Origin of the sequence: Pseudomonas sp. M5, from assembly GCF_016907075.1 — a bacterium.
Taxonomy (GTDB): Bacteria; Pseudomonadota; Gammaproteobacteria; order Pseudomonadales; family Pseudomonadaceae; genus Aquipseudomonas; species Aquipseudomonas putida_E.
The window spans coordinates 1,029,963-1,053,174 of record NZ_JAFBBH010000001.1; the positions used below are offsets into that span (position 1 = coordinate 1,029,963).

Here is a 23,212-nt window from a genome sequence, read left to right on the forward strand (position 1 = left end):
GCCGCACCCGGAGTGGGCCACCCCACTCCGGCTACAACTCGTGAGCCCGCACAAAAATAACTAGTGGGAGTATTACCAGCATGCAAGCGACTAAAAAGACGCATGTGCGCTACCTGATCCTGTTCATGCTGTTCCTGGTGACCACGATCAACTATGCCGACCGCGCCACCATCGCCATTGCAGGCTCCAGCCTGCAGAAGGACCTCGGCATTGACGCCGTAACCCTCGGTTATATCTTCTCCGCCTTTGGATGGGCTTACGTTGCCGGCCAGATTCCTGGTGGCTGGCTGCTGGACCGCTTCGGCTCCAAGAATGTCTACGCCTTCAGCATTTTCACCTGGTCGCTGTTCACCCTGCTGCAGGGTTTTGTCGGCGGCCTGCCAGTGGCTTGGGCGGTCGTCACCTTGTTCACCCTGCGTTTTCTGGTTGGTTTTGCCGAAGCACCATCGTTCCCGGGTAACGCCCGCATCGTTGCGGCCTGGTTCCCCACGGCAGAACGCGGCACAGCATCGGCGATCTTCAACTCCGCGCAGTATTTCGCCACCGCACTGTTCGCCCCGATCATGGGTTGGATCGTGTTCAGCTTCGGCTGGGAGCACGTATTCGTGGTGATGGGTGCACTGGGCATCGTGTTCTCCATGGTGTGGCTGAAGACCATCTACAACCCGCGCCAACACCCGCGCATCAGCCCGCAAGAACTCGAGCACATCGAGCAGAACGGCGGCCTGGTGGACATGGACCAGAAGCGCGGCAACGACGGCCCGAAATGGGGGTACATCAAGCAACTGCTGACCAGCCGTATGCTGCTGGGCGTGTACCTGGGCCAGTACTGCATCAACGCCATCACCTACTTCTTCCTGACCTGGTTCCCGGTATACCTGGTGCAGGAGCGCGGCATGACCATCCTCAAGGCGGGCATCATCGCCTCGCTGCCGGCAATCTGCGGCTTCATCGGCGGAGTGCTCGGTGGGGTACTGTCTGACTGGCTGCTGCGCCGCGGCAATTCGCTGACCTTCTCGCGCAAGCTGCCGATCGTCTGTGGTCTGCTGCTGTCGACCACCATGGTCTTTTGCAACTATGTCGAGGCGGAATGGATGGTGGTCGGCTTCATGACCCTGGCCTTCTTCGGCAAGGGCATCGGCGCACTGGGCTGGGCCGTAGTTGCCGATACCTCGCCCAAGCAGATCGCAGGGCTGTCCGGCGGCCTGTTCAACACCTTCGGCAACATTGCTTCGATCACCACTCCTATCGTCATTGGTTACATCATCAGCGCAACCGGCTCGTTCAAGTGGGCGCTGGTGTACGTGGGCGCCAACGCCCTGGTAGCGGTGTTCAGCTACCTGGTCATCGTCGGGCCGATCAAGCGTATCGAGTTGCGTGAGGATGCAAAGCCAGGCGCTGAGCCTGCCGCCCCGGGCGAACTGGCCAGCGCACGTCACTGAGTGAGCACGCCCGCGACCGGTAATGCCGGTGCGGGCGGATGTACAAAGCCTGAGAACATCACAAACAGGGCCCAAACATGCAGTTGATCGAACATTCCGACTCGCCCCGCTACGTCCGCTTGCACGACGACGATAACGTCGTGGTAGTGGTCAACGATGGTGGTCTGGGCGAAGGCGCGCGCTTCCCCGATGGCCTGACCCTTGTAGAAGCCGTGCCGCAGAGCCACAAAGTGGCCACCGTCCTCATCGCCAAAGGCGAGCCAGTGCGGCGCTATGGGCAGATCATCGGTTACGCCCTGGAAGACCTGCGCCAAGGCAGCTGGGTCCAGGAGAGCCAACTGGCCATGCCGTCTGCCCCAGAACTGGACAGCCTGCCCCGCTGCGATGCCGTACCTGCCCCCTTGCCTGCGCTGGATGGCTTCACCTTCGAGGGCTACCGCAATGCTGACGGCACCGTCGGTACCCGCAACATCCTGGGCATCACCACCACCGTTCAGTGTGTGACCGGTGTGCTGGAGCATGCAGTCAAGCGCATCCGCAGCGAATTGCTGCCCAAATACCCCAATGTCGATGACGTGGTCGCCCTCACCCACAGCTATGGCTGCGGCGTGGCGATCAACGCCCGCGATGCCTACATCCCGATCCGCACCGTGCGCAACCTGGCACGCAACCCCAACCTGGGTGGCGAAGCGCTGGTCATCAGCCTGGGCTGCGAGAAACTGCAGGCCGGCCAGGTGATGCACGACAACGACCCTTCGGTAGACCTCAGCGAGCCCTGGCTGTATCGCCTGCAGGATGCCAGCCTTGGTTTCACTGAAATGATCGAGCAGATCATGGGCCTGGCCGAGACGCGCTTGCAGAAGCTCGACAAGCGCCGCCGCGAAACCGTGCCGGCCAGTGAGCTGATCCTGGGCATGCAATGCGGCGGTAGCGATGCATTCTCCGGTATCACTGCCAACCCGGCGCTGGGCTATGCGGCCGATCTGCTGGTGCGAGCCGGCGCCACCGTGCTGTTCTCGGAAGTGACCGAGGTGCGCGACGCCATCTACATGCTTACCTCCCGCGCCGAAAACCAGGCAGTCGCCGATGCGCTGGTGCGCGAGATGGACTGGTACGACCGCTACCTGCAGCAAGGTGCGGCCGACCGCAGCGCCAACACCACGCCAGGCAACAAGAAAGGCGGCCTGTCCAATATCGTTGAAAAATCCCTGGGCTCGATCGTCAAGTCCGGCAGTGGCGCCATCCAGGGCGTGCTCGGGCCGGGCGAGCGGGTAAACCGCAAAGGCCTGATCTTCTGCGCAACGCCCGCCAGCGACTTTGTCTGCGGCACCCTGCAGTTGGCGGCCGGGATGAACTTGCACGTATTCACCACTGGCCGCGGTACCCCGTACGGCCTGGCCATGGCACCGGTCGTCAAGGTGTGCACCCGCACCGAACTGGCCCAACGCTGGCCGGACCTGATCGACATCGACGCCGGGCGCATTGCCAGTGGCCGCTCAAGCATCGAGGAATTGGGCTGGGAGTTGTTCCACTACTACCTGGACGTGGCCAGCGGCCGCAAGCAGACCTGGGCAGAACAACACCGGCTGCACAACGACATCACCCTGTTCAATCCGGCGCCAATCACCTGATGGTTCGGCCTTGCCCGGTATTTCAATGGCACACGCCCGCCTGTAGTAGCTGGCTTGCCAGCTTCCACAGGTCATGCGACATCCACTGATCAACCCTTCCACACACAGGAGCACACCATGCCTGAGATTCTTGGCCACAACTTCATCGCCGGCCAGCGCAGCGCCGCTGGCGCGCAACGCCTGCAGAGCCTGGACGCCACCACTGGCGAGGCCCTGCCCTACAGCTTCGCCCAAGCCACCGAGGCCGAGGTGGACCAGGCGGCTCAAGCGGCGGCAGCGGCCTTTGCCGAATTCCGCCAGCTGGCCCCGGCACGTCGTGCCGAGTTCCTCGACGCCATTGCGGCGGAACTGGACGAGCTGGACGACGCCTTCGTCGCCGTGGTCTGCCGTGAAACCGCCCTGCCCGCCGGGCGCATCCAAGGTGAGCGAGGCCGCACCAGCGGTCAGATGCGCCTGTTCGCCCAGGTGCTGCGCCGTGGCGACTACCTCGGTGCACGCATCGACCTGGCCTTGCCCGAACGCCAGCCGTTGCCCAGAGTTGACCTGCGCCAGATGCGCATCGGCGTGGGCCCGGTCGCCGTGTTCGGCGCCAGCAACTTCCCGCTGGCCTTCTCCACCGCAGGCGGTGATACCGCTGCAGCCTTCGCCGCCGGTTGCCCGGTGGTGTTCAAGGCGCACAGCGGCCACATGGCCACGGCCGACCTGGTCGGTGCGGCCATCGTCCGCGCTGCCGAACGCACCGGTATGCCCAAGGGCGTCTTCAACATGGTGTTTGGCGGTGGCGTCGGTGAGTGGCTGGTCAAGCATCCGGCCATCCAGGCGGTCGGCTTCACCGGCTCGCTCAAGGGCGGGGATGCACTGTGCCGCATGGCCGCCGAACGCCCGCAACCCATCCCGGTATTCGCCGAGATGTCCAGCATCAACCCAGTGATCATTCTGCCCGGCGCGCTGGCCAAGCGTGGCGACGCCATTGCCCGCGAGCTGGCCGGCTCCGTGTGCCTGGGTGCTGGCCAGTTCTGCACCAACCCTGGCCTGGTGATCGGCCTGCAATCGCCACAGTTCAGCCAGTTGCTCGCCGACCTCGGCCAGCACCTGGACCAGCAAGCCGGCCAGACCCTGCTCAACGCCGGTGGCCTGCGCAGCTACGTGGGCGGCCTGGAGCACCTGCAGGCCCACGCTGGCATCGAACACCTGGCAGGCCAACCTCAGGAAGGTAGCCAGGCGCGGGCACAACTGTTCAAGGCTGATGCCCGTTTGCTGGTGGACGCCGACCCGCTGCTGCAGGAAGAAGTGTTCGGCCCGACTACCGTTGCCGTTGAAGCTCAGGACAACGCGCAGCTGCGCGCCGCCCTGCTCGGCCTGCGTGGTCAGCTGACTGCCACGCTGATCGGTGAGCCTGAAGACTTCGAAGCATTTGCCTGGCTGGTACCGCTGCTGGAGGAAAAGGTTGGCCGCATCCTGATCAATGGCTACCCGACCGGTGTGGAAGTGTGCGACGCCATGGTCCACGGTGGGCCTTACCCGGCCACCTCCGATGCCCGTGGTACATCCGTGGGCACCTTGGCCATCGACCGCTTCCTGCGCCCGGTGTGCTACCAGAACTACCCGCAGTCGCTACTGCCTGAGGCACTGCGTGACAACAACCCGCTGGGCCTGCGCCGGTTGGTAAATGGGCAGTGGAGTGACGGGGCGATCTGAATGCCCTGATGCAATAAAAAGCCCCGTATTTGCGGGGCTTTCTTTTGAGTCTTGCATTGGATTTACCGGCCCTGTCGCCGGCAAGCCGACTCCCACGGGGTTAGCGCTGAGCTTGAGAGCAGCGGGGTATCTGTGGGAGCCGGCTTGCCGGCGATAGGGCCAGCGAAGCCACCGGTGAATTCAAACCCCTTGCGCTTCAGCCTCCGCATGCGCCTGGCGCAACCGCTCACGGCTGTTGCTCAGGTGCATGCGCATGGCCATCTTGGCCCCTTCGCTGTCGCTTCGGGCGATGGCTTCGTAGATCGCCTCGTGCTCATGCATCAATCGGCCCATGTAGTGCGCCTGGTCATCATGCGCCAGACGCGCCGAGTTGAGCCGGGTTCGCGGGATGATGCTGGTACCGAGGTGGTTGATGATGTCAGCAAAGTAGTGGTTGCCGCTGGCCTGGGCGATACGCAGGTGGAACTGGAAGTCCGCCGACACCGCATCAGTGGCATGGGCAGCACCCTCGTTGAGTTCGTCCAGCGCCGCACGCATGCCTGCCAGCTCTTCATCGCTACGCCGTTGCGCCGCAAGGCCTGCCGACTCGATCTCCAGAGCGATGCGCAGCTCCAGTACCGCCAGCACCTCACGCAGCGTGACCACGGTGGCCGGGTCGATGCGAAAGCCCCCCGTGGCAGGCGTGTCCAGCACAAAGGTGCCAATGCCATGGCGGGTCTCGACCTGGCCGGCGGCCTGCAGCCGCGAGATCGCCTCACGCACCACGGTACGGCTCACGCCCTCCTCGGCCATGATCTGCGATTCGGTCGGCAGCTTGTCGCCGCGCTTGAGCTGGCCGCTGCGAATACGCTCGGTCAGCACCGTGACCAGTTCCTGGGCCAGACTGCGCGGCTTGCGCCGGGTCTTTGCCGGTACCTGTTGCTCTGTCATGCCCTGTGTTTCACCTTGAAAGACAGCCGACATCATAGCGCAAGCAGTTGTACGATCACATACACCCGACGCGGTATTTATCACCGCAACGCGGCCGGCATAGAGCGTTGCCTTAAATAAGGAGTGTGGCAGCGGACCCGCCTGCGAAGAGGCCAGGACAGACTGCATACATCTCGGTACTGTATACGCATCGATTGGTCACTCCATGGAAGGAAACCCGCTGATGAAAACCTTTGACCGCTGCCTGCTCTGCTGCGGGCTGATCATCCCGCTCTGGCTGCTGCTTGGCGTTTGGTTCACCGCCCAAGCCTACCCGGGCTACGATCATCTGCAGCAGGCCATGAGCCAGCTGGGCGCGGTGGGCGCCCCAACCCAACGCTGGTCACCCCTGCTCAACAACTTCCCGCTCGCTGTGCTGTTTACCCTGTTCGCCTGGGGTCTGGCGCGGCGCTGGCGGGGCTCGAAGCTCGCCCTTGCCAGCGCGGCACTGGTACTGCTGCATGGGCTCGGCAGCCTGGGCACCGGCTTTTTTCCCTGCGATCAAGGCTGTGCGCCTGCGCAACCCTCCCTGTCCCAGCAACTGCACAACGTGTCCGGCTTGCTGATGTTTCTCTCGTTGACCCTGGCCAGTGCGCTTTGGGTATGGGCCGGCAAAGGCGTGGCTGGCTCGCGCGCCTTGGGGGCATTTTCACTAGTTTGTGTGGTGGCTGCGATAGCCAGTGCCACACTGATGGCCCAGGCGGCGCAGAACGGTCAGTTGTTCGGCCTTTACCAACGCCTGAACTATGCCGTCTCGGTGGTTTGGGTAGCCGGGCTTGCTCTGCACTGCCTGCGGCCGACGCTGGCAAATCGCCTGCGCATCGCCACCACGTGACCTGCAACGTGCTGGCCCCCGGGCACTTGAAGCGAAGGCAAACTCCCTTCTCCTTCAGATGCTTAGGACAGCAACATGCGAGTATTTCTAGCAACGGTGGCCGGCTGCCTGCTGGCCACGACTGCCTTCGGCGCCCAGGCCAGAGCGCTGAGCCAGAACGATCGCCATGTTTGTGGCTGGGGTTCGCAGATAGCCGCCGAGGCCCAGCAGGCCAAGCTTTCCGGTGTGACCTTGTATGCCACGCGCAAGAAACTACAAGTACGCCGGTTCGCCAAACCATGGATGCGCATGACCGCCTTCGGCATCACTGAACAGACGTACAACAGTCGCTCGCGGCTCAAGCCGGCAGCCATCAAGCAGACCTACTACGAGCAGTGCGTACAGCATGCAGTTGCAAAGCGATAAAACTATATATATCAGTAATTTATATAGCTTATTTAATGCTTTATCTGGAGCAGGTCAGCCCTAGCGCCGCCATGGCGGGCCCTCCTTGAACTGCTCCGCGACCCATGCCTTGAACGCCCCCAACGAGGCCGTGTTCAAGCGTGCCGATGGTCGCACCAGATAGATCCCGGCCGCCGCATCCAACTCCCATTGCGCAAGTACCCGCACCAGGCGACCGGCGGCCAGGTCCTCGCCCATCAACCAGTCACCGCCAGCGAGTATGCCTACGCCACGACGCGCCGCCTCTAACAGGGCTTCGTTGTCGTTGCCGCGCAATGACCCACTGATCTTCACACTCACCTGAAGGTTTCCACGGGTGAGCCGCCATTCAGGAAATGATCGTAAGCCACTGAATCCCAAGCAATTGTGTTTTGACAAGTCTTCTGGTTTTGTCGGTTCGCCCTGGCGCGACAAGTAGTCCGGTGAGGCGCAGAGGATGCGGACGTGATCACAGAGCTTAGTGGCCACCAGGCGGTTGTCGGCCAGTTCACCGATGCGTATCGCAGCATCAAAACCTTCCCCAACCAGGTCGACGAAGCGGTCGGCATACTCGGCTTCCAGGGTCACCTGCGGATGGGCCAGGACAAAGTCCGCCAGCATGCCGCTCAACCAGCGCCGCCCCATCGCCGCAGGCAAGGCCAGGCGCAGGCGCCCGCGCACCGACGCCGCACCCTCGGTAGCCTCCTGCTCTGCCTCTGCTATCAGCCGGCTGGCCTCGCGCACACGCACCACCAGGCGTTCGCCCTCATCGGTGAAGCGCAGTTGCCGAGTTGTGCGTTCCACCAGGCGAATGCCAAGGCGCTGTTCCAGTGCGCTGAGGCGTTTGGACAATACCGTGGGGTGGCGCGCCAACTGCCGGCCGGCGGCCGAGAAAGAGCCCTGCTCGTGCAGGGCCAGCAAGGTGGCAAGTTCATCGGCGCGGCGGCTGTCAAAGGCGTCCATGGCAAGGCTCTGTGGCTGGGTCAGTCAAGTGGTGAGAATCAGCGCCCCTTCCGACAGCCCCTGTTCCAGGTCTTCGTGGGCCCTGGCTGCTTCGGTCAACGGGTAGCGGCGCCATACCCGTGGCTGGATGATACCTTCGGCGACTGCCGACAGCACGTCGCCTGCGCGCTGCTGGTATTCCTCCACTGTGCGGGTATGGGCGGCCAGCGATGGCCGGGTCACGTACAACGAGCCTTTAGCGTTGAGGGTGCCAACCTCGATCGCTGCCGGGGTGCCCGTGGTCGCACCGAACGATACCAGCAGCCCACGCAGGCGCAGGCTGTCCAGGGACGCTTGCAGCGAGACCTTGCCGACACTGTCATACACCACATCCACGCCTTGGCCCCGGGTGAGTTCATGCACCTGACCAGCCAGCCTCGCAGCATCGAATACCAGCACATGGTGGCAACCCGCTGCCTGCGCGCGCGCCATGCTTTGCGCTCGGGATACCACGCCAATCACCGTTGCGCCCAGGTGCCGCGCCCACGGTACCATCAACTGGCCAAGCGCACCGGCGGCGCCATAAAGCAGAATCTGGGTGCCGGGCCCGACCGGGTAAGTCGTCTTGAGCAGGTATTGTGCGGTGATACCCTTGAACAGGATGGCAGCGGCAGCTTCATCGCTTACCTCGTCCGGCAGATGCACCAGACGCTCGGCAGGATACAACCGGCCGCTCGCATAGCCGCCCACAGGGCCTGTGGCATAACCGACACGGTCGCCGACCTGAACATTGTGTACACCCTCACCCATCGCGACGACGCGCCCGGCACCTTCCAGGCCTAGCCCCGATGGCAGCAGCAGCGGCGCACCGCCTTGGCGCTGCAGCACATCCAGCGGATTGACGCCTATGGCGGTTTGCTCCAGCCAGACCTCGCCAGGCCCTGGCCGTTGGATTTGCAGGGGTTGCAGGCGCATGACGTCAGTAGCGCCGGTAGCGCTCAACACAATTCGGGTCGTCATGTTCGATTCCTTGAGGGAGTGGAAGACCGACTCAGGCTAATTAGTCGGCAGGAATCGAACAATCGGCTTGGGTGCAGATGATTCCTGCACCCGATGAAGCAAAGTGTTTTCAGCAGCCCGTCAGCGCCGCTGGCCGGCGCTCACCGACAAAGAACAATGGGCGCAGACGCACGCCAATGATGTTTCCGGTGTAGGCGGCAACCAGCCATAGCCAGCCATGCACGCTACCCGAAGCGATGCCGCTGAAGTAGGCGCCAATGTTGCAGCCATAGGCCAGGCGCGAACCGTAGCCCAGCAGCAGGCCACCGATCACTGCGGCTACCAGCGAGCGAAGCGGGATGTTCAGGCTCGGGGCAAAACGCCCCGCCAGGCCAGCCGCCAGCAGCGCACCCAGCACGATGCCAAGGTCCATGACGGTGGTCACGTCTTGCCACAGCGGCGCTGCCAGCGCCTTGGCGTTGGCCGGCGCCTGCCAGAACACCCAGCTGCCGACGTCCACACCCAGGCTGGAGAGAGTCTTGGCGCCCCACAGGGCAAATGCGGAGGTAATGCCCCACGGGCGCCCGGCCAAGGCCAGGGTGGCGTAGTTCAGCAAGGCCAGGGCAATAGCGCCCCACAGCAACGGCCATGGGCCACGCATGAAGCGTCGCAGGCCCTGGTGTTCACTGCTCACGGGGGCTTCCAGGGCGCCATGGCGGCGCTTTTCCAGTACCACCGTGGCCCAGGCGATCAGCGCGAACACTGCCACGCTGGCCAGCAGCGCCGGCGCTACCCCCCAGGCCTGGACGATCGAGGTGGCCGGCAACGATGGCAAGGCGAACCACCAGTCGGCATGGTGCGTGGCAGTGACCGAGCCGATGATGAAGAACAGCAGCGTCACCAGCATTCTGGCGTTGCCCCCGCCTACGGTGAACAGCGTGCCCGAGGCACAACCGCCGCCCAGTTGCATGCCGATACCGAAGATGAACGCGCCAAACACCACAGAGACCCCGGCTGGCGCCACCAGCCCGGCCACCGGGTTACCAAACAGGCTACCAGCCGACAACGCCGGGAAGAACAGCAGCACGGCCAGGGTCAGCATGACCATCTGCGCACGCAGGCCGGCGCCCCGTCGTTCGTTGATGAATACGCGCCAGGCCGAGGTAAAACCGAACGCTGCGTGATAAAGCGTCAGCCCCAGAGCGGCGCCGACGATAAGCAGCAGTACCTGCTTGAAGCCGGAATTGAGGTTTAGGAACCAGGCACCAGCCAGCAGCAGGGCCAAGGCAATCAAGGGGGCGCCCAGGCGGCGCGGTTCGGGTGTTGCGGTTGCGGAAAGACCCATCGGAATGCTCGGATTACTGTAAAACGGGGGGCGATTATAGCGCCGGGGTTCGATCAATGCTGCTTTGGGTGGCTTTCATATGTGGCAGCGGGCTGCCCGCTCAGCAGTGCGCACATCTGTTAGGCTGATACGACGCCCCCAAAAGCCACCCTGGCCATTCGCACCATGGATGAACTGCGCAAGATCGACCTCAACCTGCTGCTGGCCCTGCATGCGCTGCTCAGCGAAAAACACGTAACCCGCGCTGCCATCCGCCTGCACCGCAGCCAACCGGCAGTCAGCCATGCCTTGGCGCAACTGCGCGCACATTTCGACGACCCGCTGCTGATCCGCCAGAACGGTCACATGGCCCTGACCGCACGCGCCCAGTCCCTCATCAAACCCTTGCAGGACGCGCTGGGCAGCCTCAACAGCCTGCTGGCCACCCCACGCTTCGACCCCGCTCTGGCTCAGCGCAGGTTCCGCCTGTCGTTGTCCGATTACGCCTCGCGGATCATCCTGCCGCCACTGGTCCGTCACCTGCGCCAGGCAGCACCGGGCGTAGACCTTGCCATCAGCCAGGCCAGCCGCGAGGCGATGATGGCGCAGTTGCTCGATGGCGAACTCGACCTCGCCTTGGGCATCTTCCCCGAGCTGCCGCAGGGCATTACCGCGCAGACACTGTTCGAGGACAGCTTCGTCAGCATCGCCGATCGCCAGGTGCTGCCGGCCAAAGGTGGCCTTGCACTGGATGACTGGCTGGTACGGCCGCACGTGCTCATGGCCATGCGCCCGGACGCCCATGACGAGATCGAGCGCGCGCTGGGTGAACGGGGCCTGCGCCGGCGCATTGCCCTGGCGCTGCCGCACTGGAGCGCCGCCGTCGAAGTGCTCGGCGGCACCGACCTGATCCTTACCGTGGCCAAGCGCGCGGTGGGCCCGATGCGGCCACACAAGGGCCTGCGCCAGTTCGCTCCGCCCTTGCCAATTCCGAACCTGGCCTATCAGCAGGCATGGCACACCAGAAAAGACAGCGATCCAGGGCATCGCTGGCTGCGGGAGACGGTCTGGGCCTGTTGCCAGCCCGGTCGCTGATCAGCCTTCGGGCTGTTTGACGATCGCCGTCTTTGCAGCCGCAGGGCCTGCAGCCCAGGTGCTCTGCACCAAGAACACTCCGACGAGTATCAGAACCACCCCCGCAAGCCTTGGCAGGCTCACCGGTTTGCTGGCAACGCCCATCAGGCCGAAGTGGTCGACAATCACCGACGTTAGAATCTGCCCCGCCACCACCAGCACCAGAAAGCCCGCAGTGCCCAGCTTGGGGGTCAAGGCGGCGGCAGCGGCGACGTACAGTGCGCCAAGCACCCCGCCGATCCACAGCCACCATGGGCCTTGCAATGCTTTGCCCAGGTCAGGCAGCGGTATCCGCAAAACCAGCAAGGCTGCGATGACCACAATGGAACTGACCGTCAATGATGTGAACGCGCCCCAAAGCCAGTGCCCGAGCGCACGACCGACGGCCGCGTTGCTGGCGGCCTGGTAGGGCAGCACGACTCCGGCGAGCAGCGCCAAAACCAAGGGAAGAAACGCAATAAGCAGGGCCTTGTTAGGCATGGATGCACTCATCTGAAGACAGGGTCGGTACATCATCTGAAAATCGACGGGCGTTATGGAAATCGAAATCCTGCACTCAGATTATTCGCCACATGGATGATGGATACCGATCGATGACGCCGGCCTTTTCGCGAGGTCGCCCGCGAAAAGGCCGGCGAGAGGTCAGCGGGATGTCTCGATCCGCAGTACTTCGGTGTAGATCGCATCGACCGTCTGGTCGACCTTGAGGTTTTTCATTCGGGCCTGCAGTTCAGGGTCCTCGACCTTGACCACCTGCAACTTGCCTTCCGGCGGTAGCAGGCTCACCTCATGGGTCTTGAGGTCGATCTTCTTGATCTGCGACGTTACCCGTACCTGGCGGAATGCCTCGCCGCCCGGGTTGGGGTTGTCCTTGGTGGCGCGGATGGTTCCAGACTCATCGCTGGCTTTGGGCGCCCCGCCTACCTCTGTGTTGAGTACATAGGCCACCGCACGGGTCACGTAGATATCGACCTGGTCACCGACTTTGAGGTTGGGCAGCGCCTTGGCCTTTTCCGTGAGCTGGAACGTCACGTCCTTGTCGTCAGGGCCTTTGACCGTGACCTGCCGGTTGGCCTGGTCGATGGCGGTGACCTGTGTGGTCACATGACTTTCCAGTGCTTCACTGGCAATGGGTATATCGGCAGCCTGCACCGTGTAACTGGCGGTACCGACGAGCGTGGCAAGCGCAACAGCGCGAGCGAGTGTACAAAGAGCATTCATAGGCCTGCTTCCCTGTGGTCAAGACCGGACAGGCGCGTGAACGCTTCACGCGCCGCTCCTACACCATAGCTGGACTTACCGATTGCGCGTGACCCGCCATACGGTATTGGCCAAATCATCGGCGATGATCAGTGCCCCGCGAGGGTCAACCGTCACACCGACCGGCCGGCCGCGAGTCTTGCCATCCTCGGCCCGGAAGCCGGTGGCGAAGTCGATCGGTTCACCGGCAGGCTTGCCGTTGCTGAACGGCACGAAGATCACCTTGTAGCCCACAGGGTTTGGCCGGTTCCAGCTGCCGTGCTCGCCGACGAACACGCCGTCGGCAAAGCGCTCGCCCATGGCCGGTATGGAGAAGTCCACGCCCAGCGCGGCCACATGCGAACCAAGGCTGTAATCGGGCTTGATTGCGGCGGCTACCTTGTCCGGGTTCTGCGGTTTCACCCGCTCATCGACATTCTGCCCCCAGTAGCTGTAGGGCCAGCCATAGAAGCCACCTTCGCGCACCGAAGTGAGGTAGTCCGGCACCAGGTCCGGGCCCAGTTCATCGCGCTCGTTGACCACGGTCCACAGCTGCCCGCTGCCAGGCTGGATGGCCAGCGCCGTCGGGTTACGCAAGCCGCTGGCGTAGGGTTTGTGCGCGCCGGTGGCAGCGTCGACCTGCCAGACCATGGCGCGATCGACTTCGGCTTCCATGCCCCGCTCGGTGATATTGCTGTTCGAGCCGATACCCACATACAGGTAGCGGCCATCGGGGCTGATGGTCAACGCCTTGGTCCAGTGGTGATTGATCTGGGCCGGCAGGTCGGTGACTTTGGTCGGCGGGCCGCCCGCCTGGGTCTGGCCTTCCTGATAGTCGAAACGCACCAGCGCGTCCTGGTTGGCCACGTACAGCTTGCCATCGGCAAAGGCCAGGCCATAAGGCGCGTTGAGGTTTTCGGCAAACACCATCTGCACCTCGTAGGTGCCATCGCCGTCGGCGTCGCGCAGCAGTGTCAGGCGGTTGCCACCCTTGACCTGGGTATTGCCCTTGGCCTTGATCTGGCTGGCGATGACGTCCTTGGGCTTGAGCTTGGCCGCACTGCCGCCCCGGCCTTCGGCCACCAGAATGTCACCGTTGGGCAGTACCAGGCTCTGACGCGGGATTTTCAGGTCAGTGGCAATGGCTGTGATGCTGTAACCCTCAGGCACGGTCGGCTTCTGCTCGCCCCAGTGTGCGGGCTGGGCGATCTTCATGCTCGGCAACAGGCCACGCTCGGGGGCCGGCAATTTCGGGTCGGGGCCCAGGGCCTGGGTGGCCTCGCCTTCCCCACCGCAGGCGCTCAACAACAGCGCTACACTCAATACAGGCAATGCATGCAAAGGTTTCATGCCGCACCTCCCGAACGCAGGTTGCTCATACCCAGCCAGGCCGCCACGCAGGCCAGCACGGTCACGATCAAAGACAGCACCAGGCCCGCTGGCATCACTGCCCAGGCATCCTTGGCGTGCTCGAAGGCATTGACCAGCCCTAGTACCCAAGTCACCAGCAACAGCAAAAAGTACAGCGTCGGCCGCCCGCCCTTGCGCTCGGCGCGGACCAGGTTGGCCAGCGCGAACAGCAACGTCAGCCCGCAGAACAGCAGGCCGCCGGCAATCAACCAGGAGGCGAAGTTGCTCCACTGGATCTGGTAGCTCTTGAAATAGGCAATGTCACTCAGCAATGCGCCAAGAAACAGCGGGACCGTGCCGGCCAGCAAGATTGCGTGCAGCGGGCTGGGCGTGCATCGGTAGAGGGTTTGCTCGGTAGCGGTCACGGCGCCTCCTTACTCAGTCAGTGACCCGGGGCTGGCGGACAGGCGCGAGTGCCCGGTCCGTCAGGCGTGCGCGGGGTGCGCTTAGCAAAGGATCACCTTGACGTCCGGTTAGTTCACCGCTTGGCTTGATAGAAATATCCTGAAAGACTTCACCCCCTTTCCACCAGAGGCAAATGGCATGAGCGCTGATAAAGCACGACCGTACGCGTTGTGGGCCGCATATGCCCTGCTTAGCCTCAGCATGGCACTGACTGCCGGATGTTCGAACAAGCACAGCCAGGCTCGCTACCAGACAGCGGCATTGGGCTCGAACTGTTTCGCCAAGGCCGTGCCCACTATGGGAGAAGGCGGCCTGGCGTGGGGCGATACCTTGAGCATGGCCCGCCACAAGTCAATGAACAATTGCATCCGCTATGCCGGCCGGTCCGGCGGAACGCCCAGGACCTGCCAGGTGGTCATGGCCAAGTGCAAGAACTAGCGGCTGCCGGGTTCCGCCCCCTCAAGCCGGGCGTCCAGCACGGCTTCCAGATCCGCCAGTTCGATTTCACCGCCGGCCTCCAGCAGCGCACACCGTTTTGTACAGTCGATGATCACGCGTATGCCGTCGCGCGCGCGGTGGCTTGGGTACTTGCGCAATGCCAGTTCGACGGTCGAGCCGCTATGCCAGGTGCTGACGTCCGCTGACCAACAGGCATCCTGGAAGCTCAGCAGGCAAGTGCCTTGGTGGGTATCGAGAACACGCGGGGAATAGACCCAATGCGTATTTCCAGCCTCCCACGGCCTCACCATTACCCGGTAGTGGTCATCCGCTGAGCGGGACTGCACCTCGTCTTCGACTGCAGGCTGGCCATTGGCGGCCACGTAGCGGTCGAAAGCATTGACCTGTCCCGCCGTACGGCAGCCTTCCGAGTAATAGGCCACGTGCCGCCTGTACCGGGCAAACTCGGCGCACTGGGCGCCATCGGCGAACAAGGAGGCGATAGCAGCGCTCTGCACCAACCAGTAGATCTCATCCGAACCTTCGTGGGCTTTGCTGCTGCCCAAGGTGATTGCCTGGCCCAGCAGATCGCTGGCCAGGCGCCGGCCTTCATGACGCACTGCGTCATCGGCCAGCGGCGCGGACCTATTAGCCGCTTGCGCCATTAAGGCCGCGTAGCGCAGGTACAGGGCCTCGCCAATCAGGCCCGGTGCGGGGTAATCGGGAAGAGGCAGGTCGAGCGGCTCGAGCCTTGTCACACCGCCTTGGCCCGGGCGGCATGCAGTTTCTTGTAGCTCTCGATCAGGCGCAGGTGGCGGTCCAGCCCCTCCAGCTTCATGCTGGTCGGGGTCAGGCCATGGAAGCGCACGCTACCGTCCACCGAACCCAGCACTGCATCCATGCGCGGGTTGCCGAACATGCGGCGGAAATTGGCCTCGTAGTCCTCCATCTGAAGCTCATCATCCAACACCACTTCCAACACCACATTCAGGGCCTGGTAGAACAAACCGCGCTCGACAGTGTTGTCGTTGAACTGCAGGAACGCCTCGACCAACTCCTTGGCGTCCTCGAAACGCTTCAGCGCCAGGCAGATCAGCAGTTTCAACTCAAGGATGGTCAACTGGCCCCACACCGTGTTGTCATCGAACTCGACACCGATCAGCGTGGTGATGGTGGTGTAGTCGTCCACCTCACAGTTGTCCAGGCGCTTGAGCAGCGCACGCAATGCACGGTTGTCCAGGCTGTGCAGGTTGAGGATGTCGGCACGGAACCCCAGGGCACGGTTGGTGTTGTCCCAGATCAGGTCCTCGACCGGGTAGATCTCCGAGTAACCCGGTACCAGGATGCGGCAGGCGTTGGCGCCGAGGTTGTCGTACACAGCCATGTACACCTCCTTGCCCATGCCCTCGAGGATGCCGAACAGGGTCGCGGCTTCCTGGAGGTTGGAGTCTTCGCCATGGCCGGAGAAGTCCCACTCGACGAATTCGAAGTCGGCCTTGGCGCTGAAGAAGCGCCACGACACCACACCACTGGAGTCGATGAAGTGCTCGACGAAGTTGTTCGGCTCGGTCAGCGCGTGGCTTTCGAAGGTCGGCTGCGGCAAGTCGTTGAGCCCCTCGAAACTGCGGCCCTGCAGCAGTTCGGTAAGGCTGCGCTCAAGCGCCACCTCCAAGCTTGGGTGCGCGCCGAACGAGGCGAACACGCCGCCGGTACGCGGGTTCATCAAGGTCACGCACATGACCGGGAATTCACCGCCCAGCGACGCGTCCTTGACCAGCACCGGGAAGCCCTGCTCTTCCAGCCCCTGGATGCCTGCGACGATGCCTGGGTACTTGGCCAGCACCTCCTGCGGCACATCCGGCAGGCACAGCTCGCCCTCAAGGATTTCACGCTTCACGGCCCGCTCGAAGATCTCCGACAGGCACTGCACCTGAGCTTCAGCCAGGGTATTGCCTGCGCTCATGCCGTTGCTGAGGAACAGGTTTTCGATCAGGTTGGACGGGAAGTACACCACCTGCCCGTCCGACTGGCGCACGAACGGCAGCGAACAGATGCCACGCGCGGTATTGCCCGAGTTGGTGTCATACAGGTGCGAACCACGCAGCTCGCCGTCCGGGTTGTAGATCTGCAGGCAGTATTCGTCGAGGATCTCCGCTGGCAGCGCGTCCTTGGGGCCCGGCTTGAACCACTGCTCGTTGGGGTAGTGCACGAACGGCGCGTTGGCGATGTCCTCGCCCCAGAACTGGTCGTTGTAGAAGAAGTTGCAGTTCAAACGCTCGATGAATTCACCCAGCGCCGAGGCCAGCGCGGCCTCTTTGGTCGAGCCCTTGCCGTTGGTGAAGCACATCGGCGACTGCGCATCGCGCACGTGCAGCGACCAGACGTTGGGCACGATGTTGCGCCACGAGGCGATCTCGATCTTCATGCCCAGCCCGGCGAGCAGGCCCGACATGTTGGCGATGGTCTGCTCCAGCGGCAGGTCCTTGCCGGCGATGTAGGTGGTGGTGTCGGCCACCGGCATGAGCAGGCCCTGGGCGTCGGCATCGAGGTTGTCCACCTGCTCGATGATGAACTCGGGGCCGGTCTGTACCACTTTCTTGACCGTGCAGCGGTCGATGGAGCGCAGGATGCCCTGCCGGTCCTTCTCAGAGATGTCCTCCGGCAGCTCGACCTGGATCTTGAAGATCTGGTTGTAGCGGTTCTCGGGGTCGACGATGTTGTTCTGCGACAGGCGGATGTTTTCGGTAGGGATATCCCGGGTCTGGCAGTACAGCTTGACGAAATAGGCGGCGCACAGGGCCGATGAGGCAAGGAAATAGTCGAACGGCCCCGGGGCCGAGCCATCGCCTTTGTAGCGGATCGGCTGGTCGGCGATCACCGTGAAGTCGTCGAATTTGGCTTCAAGACGAAGGTTGTCGAGAAAGTTGACCTTGATTTCCATGCGGGAACACCGTGATTTAAGCGTGCAAAACGAAATTGGCCGGCATTATCCGGTTTTTTCGGCTGGAAGTCCTGTTTGTCTGTGCCGCCCACCGCTGCGGCACTTGATTGCGCATTTCGCCGGATTGCTTGCCTGATTCTCTGAACCTGCCGTACACGGCAGGCCGCCGCTCCCCCCGCTGTGCTAGCGTTTGCGGATTGGGGAACAACGTATTCCCTGCACGGCAACATAATCACAACCGATGATCAGCAGGTGAGCCATGGAACTTCGAATCAACCAGAAGACCTACCAGGTCGAGGCCGATGCCGACACGCCGTTGCTGTGGGTGATCCGCGACGACCTCGGCCTGACCGGCACCAAGTACGGCTGCGGCCTGGCACAGTGCGGCGCCTGCTCGGTGCTGGTGGACGGCAATGTGGTGCGCGCCTGTGTCACGCCGGTGGCCGGGGTGGTCGGGCGTGAAGTGACCACCATCGAAGCCATCGAGGCCGACGCGGTGGGCAAGCGCGTGGTGGCCGCGTGGGTCGAGCATCAGGTGGCCCAATGCGGTTACTGCCAGTCCGGGCAGGTGATGGCGGCCACCGCGCTGCTCAAGCACACCCCGCAACCGAGCGATGCGCAAATCGATGCGGCGATGGTCAACCTGTGCCGCTGTGGCACTTATAACGCCATCCATGCCGCCGTGCACGAACTCGCCCAAGGGGAGAAAGCCTGATGAACACGCCTGTCGATACCCCAGCGGTGCTGCTCGACCTGCCGCCGGGCGAAACGGTCAACCTGTCGCGTCGGCGTTTTCTCGCCGGTACCGCCGTAGGCGCCCTGGTCCTGGGCCTTGGCCTGCCGCTGGGCGTCAGCCGGGTCCAAGCGGCGACGGCCGCCGCCCAGGAACGCGGCACCCAGGTGCCTGCATTCCTAGAAATCCGCCAGGACGGCACGGTACGCCTGCTCTGCCCGTTCATGGAAGGCGGCCAAGGCACCTACACCGCCATGGCACAGATCGTCGGCGAAGAACTGGACGCGGACCCTGCCACGTTCGTGGTCGACAGTGCCCCGCCGGGCGAAGCCTATGTCGTGATGGAAAACGGCATGCGTATCACCGGCGGCAGCATGTCGGTGCGCATGAGCTACCCGACCATGCGCCGCCTTGGCGCCCTTGCCCGGGCCATGCTGCTGCAGGCCGCAGCCGAGCAATGGGGCGTACCGGTGAGCGAACTGTCCACCGAACCTGGCAAGGTGCTACACGCCGCCTCGGGCCGTTCGCTTGCCTATGGCGAACTGGCTGAACGGGCCATGGACCTGCCGGTACCGGACCCAGCAGGCATCAAGCTGCGCGACCCCAGCCAGTTCCGCTGGATCGGCAAGCCGGTGCGCCGTGTCGATGCCTACGACAAATCCACCGGCAAGGCGCTCTACACCATCGACATCAAGCTCGACGGCATGCTCCAAGCCGCCGTGCAGCACGCCCCGCGCCTGGGCATGACCGTGGGCAGCCTGCGCAACGAAGCTCAGGTCAAGGCCATGAAAGGCGTGCACTCGGTGCATCAACTGCCAGGCGCGGTTGCCGTGGTGGCCGAACGCTGGTGGCACGCCAAGCGTGCGGTCGAGGCGCTTCAGGTGGACTGGCAAGAGCCGGGCGCCGACAGCAAAGTGCGCGCGATGCCCGCCGACTTCTCAAGCGATGCCTGGCGCGAGCACCTGGCCGCCCAGACAAGCCCTGCCAGAGACGACGAAAGCGAAGGCGATGTGGCCGCTGCACTGGGCAACGCCAAAACCAAGGTCGAGGCCACCTACCACAACCAGTACCTCAACCATGCCCAGCTGGAGCCGCCGTCCGCACTGGCGCGCTTCAACCCCGACGGTTCGCTGGAGGTCTGGCTGCCCAACCAGGCGCCGGACATGTTTCGTGACGACATCGCCAAACGCACCGGCCTGGATCCTGCACAGATCACCCTGCACTCGCCGCTTCTGGGCGGGTTCTTTGGTCGCCACTTCCTGTATGACTCGGCCAATCCTTACCCGCAGGCCATCCTGCTGGCCAAGGCCGTCGGCCGCCCGGTCAAGCTGATCTGGAGCCGCGAGGAAGAATTCCTGCGCGATGTGCTGCGGCCGGTAGCGGTGGTCAAGTTCCGCGCAGGGCTGGATGCCGATGGCCTGCCAGTGGCCATCGAAGCAGTGAGTGCCACAGAGGGCCCCACCGAGGCCCTGGCGGGCAAGCAAGGCGAAAAAATCGACCCTACGGCGCTCGAAGGGCTGTCGGGCAAATCCTACGCCATCGCCAACAAGCGCATCGCACAGATCTACGTCAAGGGCCCGGCCATGCTGGGTTACTGGCGCTCGGTGGGCAACTCGCTGAACGATTTCTTCTATGAGTCCTTCCTGGACGAGCTGGCTGACAAAGGCGGTAAAGACCCCTTTGAGTTGCGCCTGCACCTGCTGCGCGACAACCCGCGCCTGACCAACCTGCTGCAAGCGGTGGGTGAATTGTCCGGTGGCTGGAAGCGCGGGCCGTTCACCGCTGAAGACGGCAGCAAGCGGGCGCGTGGTGTGGCCATGGCTTCGCCGTTCGGCTCGGAGGCCGCCGTGATCGCCGAAGTATCGATCGAAGATGGCCAGGTCAAGGTTCACGACATCTGGCAGGCGATCGACCCCGGCAGCATCGTCAACCCAGCGATCATCGAAGCCCAGGTCAACGGCGCCGTGGCCCTTGGCCTGTCGCAGACGCTGGTTGAGGAAGCCGTATACATCGATGGCAAGCCGCGCGCGCGCAACTACGACCTGTACCCGATCCTGCCAGCCTCGCGCATGGCCCGGGTGCATGTGCGCATTGTCGAAAGCGGCGCGAAGATGGGGGGCATTGGCGAGCCGCCGTTGCCTGCGGTGGCGCCAGCAGTGGCCAACGCGGTGGCGCAACTCACAGGCCAGCGCATCCGCAGCCTGCCCATGAGCCGCCATACCTTCAGCTGACCGGACAAGGACCGCCACATGACCCACAGTCGATTCGCAAGAACCGCAGGCTGGCTGGCGCTGCCGTGCCTGGTCGCTGCAGGCCTGCTGGCCTGGTATGTCACCCGTGAGCCCGCTTCGCCCTTCGTCACCGAACAGAACGCCAGCTTCGACCCGGCGCTGGTCAGCCGTGGTGAGTACGTGGCCAGGCTCAGCGACTGTGTCGCCTGCCACAGCCTGCCCGACGGCAAGCCATTTGCCGGTGGGCTGGAAATGGCCACGCCGCTGGGGGCGATACACGCCACCAACGTAACTCCCGACCCCGCGACCGGCATCGGCAATTACAGCCTCGCCGACTTCGACCGCGCTGTGCGCCACGGTGTCGCACCGGGGGGCAGACGGCTTTACCCGGCCATGCCCTATCCTTCATACGCCAAGCTCAGCGATGACGATGTGCGGGCGCTGTATGCCTTCTTCATGAAAGGCGTACAGCCTGCCCAACAGGCGAACATCCCCAGCGATATCCCGTGGCCGTTGAACATGCGCTGGCCGATCGCGCTGTGGAACGGCGTGTTCGCAGCAGACGAACCTTATGCGGCCAAACCGGCGCAGGACGCGGTGTGGAACCGAGGCGCCTACATCGTTCAGGGCCCCGGCCACTGTGGCAGTTGCCATACCCCACGGGGCCTGGCCTTCAACGAAAAAGCCCTGGATGAAGGTGGCAAGCCGTTTCTGGCCGGCGCGCTGCTCGACGGTTGGTACGCACCCAGCCTGCGTGACGACCACAACACCGGCCTGGGCCGCTGGAGCGAGGCCCAGATCGTGCAGTTCCTCAAGCACGGGCGCAACCAGCATGCGGTGGTCTATGGGTCGATGACCGAGGCGTTCAACAATTCCACCCAGTTCATGAGCGATGACGACCTGGCAGCGATCGCCCGCTACCTCAAATCGTTGCCGGGCGACCCCCAACGTGACGGCGCGCCGTGGCAGTATCAGGCAGTGTCTGCCGGTGAACGCCTGAACAGCCCCGGCGCCCACACCTACGTGACCCGCTGCGCTACGTGCCATGGCCTGGATGGCAAGGGCCAGGCAGAATGGATGCCGCCGCTGGCGGGGGCCACCTCGGCGCTGGCCAAGGAGAATGCTTCGGCGATCAACATCACCCTCAATGGCTCGCAACGGATCGTCGCCGCCGGGCTGCCGGATGCCTACCGCATGCCTGCGTTCCGCGAGCAGTTGTCGGACCAGGAGATCGCCCAGGTGCTGAGCTTTGTCCGCAGTACCTGGGGCAACCACGGCGGTGCGGTCGACGCGCAGGCCGTCAGCAAGCTGCGCGGGGATACCGACCCGGCCAGCAGCAGCCCGATCATCTTGCACATGCGCTGAGGAAACACTGTCAATGGAAAGCATCGACCTGTTGGTCCTGCGCACCACCCGTGACTGGCTCCAGGCCGGCGAGCGGGTGCTGCTGGCGACCGTAGCCCGCACCTGGGGTTCGTCGCCCAGGCCGGTGGGCTCAATGATGGCCCTGCGTGGCGATGGCAGGGTCATTGGCAGCGTCTCCGGTGGCTGCATCGAGGATGACCTGGTGCACCGCTATACCACTGCCTACAACGGCGAAGGCATGCCGGAAGGGCCGCCGCGCGTGGTGCGTTATGGCGTCAGTGCCGACGAGGCTCATCGCTTTGGCCTGCCCTGCGGCGGGACCCTGGAGCTGATACTCGAGTTCAGCCCTTCATTGCCCAGCCTTGAGCAGCTTCTGCCGCAGCTGGACGCTGGCAACCTGGTCCGTCGCGAGCTGGACCTCGGCACCGGTGGCGTAAGCCTGGCCGCCACGCACGCACCCGAGCAGTTCAGCTTCGATGGCCAACGCATGGTCAATACCCTGGGCCCCGGCTACCGCATGCTGCTGATCGGTGCCGGGGTACTGGCCGAGTACCTGGCGACCATGGCGCTGTTCAACGGCTTCAAGGTGGCCGTCTGCGACCCTCGCCGCGAATACATGGATGGCTGGAATGTCGCGGGCGTGGAGAAGATAGTCGGCATGCCGGACGATGTGGTCAGGGCCTTCGCCCCCGACCTGCGCAGTTGCATCATTGGCCTGAGCCATGACCCCAAGCTGGACGACCTGGCCTTGCTCGAAGCCTTGCACAGCACAGCCTTCTACATCGGTGCGATCGGTTCCCGGCGTAACAGCCAGCTGCGCCGCGAACGGCTGATCGTGCACTTCGGTGAGACGCAAGCCTCACTCGAACGCCTGCATGGCCCCATCGGTATCTATATCGGCAGCAAGACCCCTGCAGAGATCGCGGTCAGCGTGATGGCGCAGGTTCTTGCCATCAAGAACGGCGTTGCCTTGCCCAGCGCGGTCGATGTGACCAAGGCCAAGCGGGCTCGGGAAGCCAGTGCATGAGGTGAACGTGCGCCAATGCCAGCACA

General features: G+C 63.7%; 21 protein-coding genes. 11 read left to right on the forward strand and 10 right to left on the reverse strand.

Annotated features, from left to right (window positions below):
* Positions 1-80: 80 nt before the first annotated feature.
* The 3 genes from JOE27_RS04810 (at position 81) to JOE27_RS04820 (ending at position 4,771) form a co-directional block, all read left to right on the forward strand.
* Entirely contained in the window at positions 81-1,442 is a 1,362-nt protein-coding gene (locus tag JOE27_RS04810; RefSeq protein ID WP_174141136.1) for an MFS transporter, read from the forward strand.
* Between the two features lie 77 nt (positions 1,443-1,519).
* Entirely contained in the window at positions 1,520-3,073 is a 1,554-nt protein-coding gene (gene garD, locus JOE27_RS04815) for a galactarate dehydratase (RefSeq protein ID WP_174141135.1), read from the forward strand.
* Positions 3,074-3,190: 117 nt separating this feature from the next.
* Positions 3,191-4,771, forward strand: coding sequence for an aldehyde dehydrogenase (NADP(+)) (locus JOE27_RS04820; protein ID WP_204918073.1), 1,581 nt, complete (start codon positions 3,191-3,193; stop codon positions 4,769-4,771).
* Between the two features lie 180 nt (positions 4,772-4,951).
* Here JOE27_RS04820 and JOE27_RS04825 read toward each other — a convergent pair whose 3' ends face one another.
* On the reverse strand, positions 4,952-5,701 hold the full coding sequence (locus JOE27_RS04825) for a FadR/GntR family transcriptional regulator (protein WP_115274674.1): 750 nt from the start codon (positions 5,699-5,701) through the stop codon (positions 4,952-4,954).
* Between the two features lie 223 nt (positions 5,702-5,924).
* Between JOE27_RS04825 and JOE27_RS04830 the strand changes: the two genes are divergently transcribed.
* Both JOE27_RS04830 and JOE27_RS04835 read left to right on the forward strand, forming a co-directional pair.
* A complete protein-coding gene (locus JOE27_RS04830; protein WP_174141133.1) occupies positions 5,925-6,575 on the forward strand; it encodes a DUF998 domain-containing protein in 651 nt (216 codons plus the stop codon).
* A gap of 75 nt (positions 6,576-6,650) precedes the next feature.
* Positions 6,651-6,980, forward strand: coding sequence for a hypothetical protein (locus JOE27_RS04835; protein ID WP_046786072.1), 330 nt, complete (start codon positions 6,651-6,653; stop codon positions 6,978-6,980).
* Positions 6,981-7,040: 60 nt separating this feature from the next.
* On the opposite strand, the gene JOE27_RS04840 is transcribed toward JOE27_RS04835, so the two are convergent.
* The 3 genes from JOE27_RS04840 to JOE27_RS04850 form a co-directional block, all read right to left on the reverse strand.
* The gene (locus JOE27_RS04840) at positions 7,041-7,961 is read right to left on the reverse strand and encodes a LysR family transcriptional regulator (RefSeq protein ID WP_196996393.1); all 921 of its coding nucleotides are present in this window, start codon (positions 7,959-7,961) and stop codon (positions 7,041-7,043) included.
* Positions 7,962-7,985: 24 nt separating this feature from the next.
* The gene (locus JOE27_RS04845) at positions 7,986-8,960 is read right to left on the reverse strand and encodes a quinone oxidoreductase (protein ID WP_115274672.1); all 975 of its coding nucleotides are present in this window, start codon (positions 8,958-8,960) and stop codon (positions 7,986-7,988) included.
* 109 nt (positions 8,961-9,069) lie between these two features.
* Positions 9,070-10,284 (reverse strand): YeeE/YedE family protein, encoded by a 1,215-nt coding sequence (locus tag JOE27_RS04850; protein WP_204918075.1) that lies wholly within the window; start codon positions 10,282-10,284, stop codon positions 9,070-9,072.
* A gap of 165 nt (positions 10,285-10,449) precedes the next feature.
* Between JOE27_RS04850 and JOE27_RS04855 the strand changes: the two genes are divergently transcribed.
* Complete coding sequence (locus tag JOE27_RS04855; protein WP_119687100.1) at positions 10,450-11,358, forward strand: LysR family transcriptional regulator; 909 nt, start codon at positions 10,450-10,452, stop codon at positions 11,356-11,358.
* On the opposite strand, the gene JOE27_RS04860 is transcribed toward JOE27_RS04855, so the two are convergent.
* From JOE27_RS04860 to JOE27_RS04875, 4 genes are all read right to left on the reverse strand, one after another.
* The gene (locus JOE27_RS04860; RefSeq protein WP_204918077.1) at positions 11,359-11,877 is read right to left on the reverse strand and encodes a DMT family transporter; all 519 of its coding nucleotides are present in this window, start codon (positions 11,875-11,877) and stop codon (positions 11,359-11,361) included.
* A 162-nt stretch (positions 11,878-12,039) separates the two neighbouring features.
* Positions 12,040-12,618, reverse strand: a complete 579-nt coding sequence (locus JOE27_RS04865) for a hypothetical protein (protein ID WP_039601934.1) — start codon at positions 12,616-12,618, stop codon at positions 12,040-12,042.
* Between the two features lie 75 nt (positions 12,619-12,693).
* Complete coding sequence (locus tag JOE27_RS04870) at positions 12,694-13,986, reverse strand: sorbosone dehydrogenase family protein (RefSeq protein ID WP_204918079.1); 1,293 nt, start codon at positions 13,984-13,986, stop codon at positions 12,694-12,696.
* Positions 13,983-14,411 carry a DUF2231 domain-containing protein gene (locus JOE27_RS04875; RefSeq protein ID WP_039601936.1) on the reverse strand — a complete coding sequence of 143 codons (429 nt, stop codon included), beginning with the start codon at positions 14,409-14,411 and terminating at the stop codon, positions 13,983-13,985. The genes JOE27_RS04870 and JOE27_RS04875 overlap by 4 nt, the downstream gene beginning before the upstream one ends.
* Positions 14,412-14,589: 178 nt before the next feature.
* On the opposite strand from JOE27_RS04875, the gene JOE27_RS04880 reads away from it, so the two are divergent.
* Positions 14,590-14,889 carry a hypothetical protein gene (locus JOE27_RS04880; RefSeq protein WP_115274668.1) on the forward strand — a complete coding sequence of 100 codons (300 nt, stop codon included), beginning with the start codon at positions 14,590-14,592 and terminating at the stop codon, positions 14,887-14,889.
* Here the strand turns inward: JOE27_RS04880 and JOE27_RS04885 are convergent.
* Together JOE27_RS04885 and JOE27_RS04890 are read right to left on the reverse strand one after the other, a co-directional pair.
* Positions 14,886-15,647, reverse strand: coding sequence for a hypothetical protein (locus JOE27_RS04885; RefSeq protein WP_204918082.1), 762 nt, complete (start codon positions 15,645-15,647; stop codon positions 14,886-14,888). The genes JOE27_RS04880 and JOE27_RS04885 overlap by 4 nt on opposite strands.
* Positions 15,644-17,830 (reverse strand): OsmC domain/YcaO domain-containing protein, encoded by a 2,187-nt coding sequence (locus tag JOE27_RS04890; RefSeq protein ID WP_204918084.1) that lies wholly within the window; start codon positions 17,828-17,830, stop codon positions 15,644-15,646. Before JOE27_RS04890 ends, JOE27_RS04885 begins: the two co-directional genes overlap by 4 nt.
* 259 nt (positions 17,831-18,089) lie before the next feature.
* On the opposite strand from JOE27_RS04890, the gene JOE27_RS04895 reads away from it, so the two are divergent.
* The 4 genes from JOE27_RS04895 to JOE27_RS04910 are packed head-to-tail and all read left to right on the forward strand — an operon-like array spanning position 18,090 to position 23,186.
* Positions 18,090-18,545, forward strand: a complete 456-nt coding sequence (locus JOE27_RS04895) for a (2Fe-2S)-binding protein (RefSeq protein WP_046786065.1) — start codon at positions 18,090-18,092, stop codon at positions 18,543-18,545.
* Positions 18,545-20,794 (forward strand): xanthine dehydrogenase family protein molybdopterin-binding subunit, encoded by a 2,250-nt coding sequence (locus JOE27_RS04900; RefSeq protein WP_204918086.1) that lies wholly within the window; start codon positions 18,545-18,547, stop codon positions 20,792-20,794. The genes JOE27_RS04895 and JOE27_RS04900 overlap by 1 nt, the downstream gene beginning before the upstream one ends.
* Before the next feature lie 18 nt (positions 20,795-20,812).
* Positions 20,813-22,159, forward strand: coding sequence for a cytochrome c (locus JOE27_RS04905; protein ID WP_204918088.1), 1,347 nt, complete (start codon positions 20,813-20,815; stop codon positions 22,157-22,159).
* Positions 22,160-22,172: 13 nt separating this feature from the next.
* Entirely contained in the window at positions 22,173-23,186 is a 1,014-nt protein-coding gene (locus JOE27_RS04910) for an XdhC family protein (protein WP_119687108.1), read from the forward strand.
* The last annotated feature ends 26 nt before the right edge of the window (positions 23,187-23,212 follow it).

Excerpts from the sequence above, each read along its gene's own strand:
- JOE27_RS04890 (WP_204918084.1), bottom strand. The coding sequence starts at position 17,830 with ATGGAAATCAAGGTCAACTTTCTCGACAACCTTCGTCTTGAAGCCAAA.
- JOE27_RS04900 (WP_204918086.1), top strand. The coding sequence starts at position 18,545 with ATGAACACGCCTGTCGATACCCCAGCGGTGCTGCTCGACCTGCCGCCG.
- JOE27_RS04880 (WP_115274668.1), top strand. The coding sequence starts at position 14,590 with ATGAGCGCTGATAAAGCACGACCGTACGCGTTGTGGGCCGCATATGCC.
- JOE27_RS04835 (WP_046786072.1), top strand. The coding sequence starts at position 6,651 with ATGCGAGTATTTCTAGCAACGGTGGCCGGCTGCCTGCTGGCCACGACT.
- JOE27_RS04865 (WP_039601934.1), bottom strand. The coding sequence starts at position 12,618 with ATGAATGCTCTTTGTACACTCGCTCGCGCTGTTGCGCTTGCCACGCTC.
- JOE27_RS04910 (WP_119687108.1), top strand. The coding sequence starts at position 22,173 with ATGGAAAGCATCGACCTGTTGGTCCTGCGCACCACCCGTGACTGGCTC.
- JOE27_RS04850 (WP_204918075.1), bottom strand. The coding sequence starts at position 10,284 with ATGGGTCTTTCCGCAACCGCAACACCCGAACCGCGCCGCCTGGGCGCC.
- JOE27_RS04810 (WP_174141136.1), top strand. The coding sequence starts at position 81 with ATGCAAGCGACTAAAAAGACGCATGTGCGCTACCTGATCCTGTTCATG.
- JOE27_RS04820 (WP_204918073.1), top strand. The coding sequence starts at position 3,191 with ATGCCTGAGATTCTTGGCCACAACTTCATCGCCGGCCAGCGCAGCGCC.
- JOE27_RS04825 (WP_115274674.1), bottom strand. The coding sequence starts at position 5,701 with ATGACAGAGCAACAGGTACCGGCAAAGACCCGGCGCAAGCCGCGCAGT.
- JOE27_RS04855 (WP_119687100.1), top strand. The coding sequence starts at position 10,450 with ATGGATGAACTGCGCAAGATCGACCTCAACCTGCTGCTGGCCCTGCAT.
- JOE27_RS04830 (WP_174141133.1), top strand. The coding sequence starts at position 5,925 with ATGAAAACCTTTGACCGCTGCCTGCTCTGCTGCGGGCTGATCATCCCG.
- JOE27_RS04905 (WP_204918088.1), top strand. The coding sequence starts at position 20,813 with ATGACCCACAGTCGATTCGCAAGAACCGCAGGCTGGCTGGCGCTGCCG.
- JOE27_RS04870 (WP_204918079.1), bottom strand. The coding sequence starts at position 13,986 with ATGAAACCTTTGCATGCATTGCCTGTATTGAGTGTAGCGCTGTTGTTG.
- JOE27_RS04895 (WP_046786065.1), top strand. The coding sequence starts at position 18,090 with ATGGAACTTCGAATCAACCAGAAGACCTACCAGGTCGAGGCCGATGCC.
- JOE27_RS04845 (WP_115274672.1), bottom strand. The coding sequence starts at position 8,960 with ATGACGACCCGAATTGTGTTGAGCGCTACCGGCGCTACTGACGTCATG.
- JOE27_RS04840 (WP_196996393.1), bottom strand. The coding sequence starts at position 7,961 with ATGGACGCCTTTGACAGCCGCCGCGCCGATGAACTTGCCACCTTGCTG.
- garD (WP_174141135.1), top strand. The coding sequence starts at position 1,520 with ATGCAGTTGATCGAACATTCCGACTCGCCCCGCTACGTCCGCTTGCAC.
- JOE27_RS04860 (WP_204918077.1), bottom strand. The coding sequence starts at position 11,877 with ATGCCTAACAAGGCCCTGCTTATTGCGTTTCTTCCCTTGGTTTTGGCG.